Raw genomic sequence first — 2,141 nt, 5'->3', positions numbered from 1 at the left:
AAATTGAGACGCTTATGCGCCAACACGACGCCATTGACGACTGCGCCTTAAGCGTACGAGAAGTCCGTGCCGGCGATACGCGGCTCATCGCTTATGTTGTATGGAAGAATAGCCCGATTAGTCTCAGTGAACTTCGTGAGCACCTGCGACAGCAATTGCCCCCTTACATGGTGCCGCAGCACCTTGAAGCACTCGGGGAGTTACCACGCACCCTTAACAACAAGCTTGATCGAAAGGCTTTAGAAAGCCTCCCTTTATCAGAATCAAGCTCGTTAGGCAAAGAAGAAGTACGGGCCGCTACTACAGCGACTGAACTTAAGTTACTGAGCATCTGGCAAGAAGTCATCAATAAACCCATATCTAACATCAATGAAAACTTCTTCGACCTAGGTGGGCATTCTTTGCTCATTGCACAAATCATCCACCGTGTTGAAATGGATATGTCGGTGCAATTGAAGTTCAGTGACCTCTACGAGTTTGCAGACATCGAGTCTTTAGCTAAAAAAATAGATCAATCGCAGCACACAGAACAATCAACCATAACAAAGCGTTCAGAGAATGAACCAGCCTTATTAACCCTTGCCCAACAAAGGCTTTGGTACCTGAATCAACTGGAAGGAAGCAGTACTGCCTATAACCTTCCCTCTGCATTCAGACTAAAAGGAAAACTCAATAAGCTTGCTTTAAATCAAGCTTTTCAAAACCTAATCAGTCGCCAAGAAGCGCTAAGCGCCGAAGTAATTGAAATTGATTCCCAGCCACATCAACGGCTTCGAAACATCAGTAATTTTGAACTAAGTGAAGTCTCTTTCGCAGATATAGATAAGCCAATTGAACGTGAGCTGGAACTCAAAAAACGCCTGACCGTTTTACAAAACCAGGTTTTCGATATCAATCACGATATTCTTTTTAAAGCAGAACTAATCATTCTTAGTGAAGAAGAGAGCATTTTGTTTTTTATGCCTCATCACATCATATTCGATGGTTGGTCTTTCGATTTATTTATACATGAGCTCAGTGAGAGTTATAACGCATACTGTTGCGGTATCAATGCTCAATTACCTGTACTCGATTACCAGTTTGCTGACTATGCGAATTGGTCACGACTCAACAGTTCACAAGAAGATGTAGAAAAGGATGTCAGCTATTGGGTAGAACACCTCCAAGGAGCTCCTAACCTTGATATGCCGCTTGATCGACCTCGTCCGGAAACTCAGGATATTCGCGGTGAGCAAGTTTCATTTGAGCTACCGAGTGACCTACTTTCCAGGCTTAACGGCTTAGCCCTAGAAAAAGACGTAACTTTATTTATGGTCATGATGGCCAGTTATTGTGCCTTGTTGGCAAAATATACCGACCAAGAAGACCTAGTCATTGCGACACCAATGGCTGACCGAACTAAGCCCGGCACTGAAGACCTGATTGGCTTTTTTGTTAACGCCTTAGTACTTCGCTTTAGACTGAGCCGAGAAATGCCATTCCTTGAGCTATTACAGCAGGTCAAGCAACAATGCCTAGAAGGTTTTGACCATATGAGAGCACCGTTCGAAAAGATCGTCGAACGCCTGAACCCTGAACGTGATATCAGTCGTGCTCCCATCTACCAAACCTCTATCACCTACCAAGACGTATCTAAACGCGAACAAGTCATGGGAAGTGGTGACCATACGATAAACATCAAGCAGTGTGAGATCCCTTCTCATGATTCACCACTCGACCTGAACATATGGTTTAAAAAACGCGGCGACTCACTCAGTGGAGCAATCGTCTATAGTACATCTCTCTTTACTGAAAAAACGATCCAAGGCTTTAGGGATCATTTTCTTACGATTCTCGGACAAATTGCACAAAACCCGATAACCAGGCTTTGCGATATAGAACTACTTAATCAAAGCTCAAGCAAGCAAGTGATGAGACAATGTATAGGACCTGCTCATGCTTGGCATGAAGAACAAGCCAACGCCCCTCGCACTGTCGGTCACTACCTTCATCATCAAGCTCAACAATTTGCCGAAAAAGATGCCGTCATATTTGAGCAGGAAGTCTTAAGCTATCGTCAGCTTGATGAACTTAGCTCACAGTGGGCTCAGCTCCTATTAGAGGAGCACGTATCGGTTGGGGACCGCGTTGGCTTGTGCCTG

General features: G+C 44.5%; 1 protein-coding gene. It reads left to right on the top strand.

The features are described from left to right. Positions 1-14: 14 nt before the first annotated feature. Positions 15-2,141, top strand: a 2,127-nt coding sequence (locus tag A3766_RS18700) for a condensation domain-containing protein (RefSeq protein ID WP_231882928.1), incomplete at its 3' end; no start/stop codon positions are given.

This window comes from Oleiphilus sp. HI0132 (assembly GCF_001635845.1).
The sequence above is the reverse complement of the archived record's forward strand: the minus strand, read 5'-3'. Positions and strand labels throughout refer to the sequence as shown.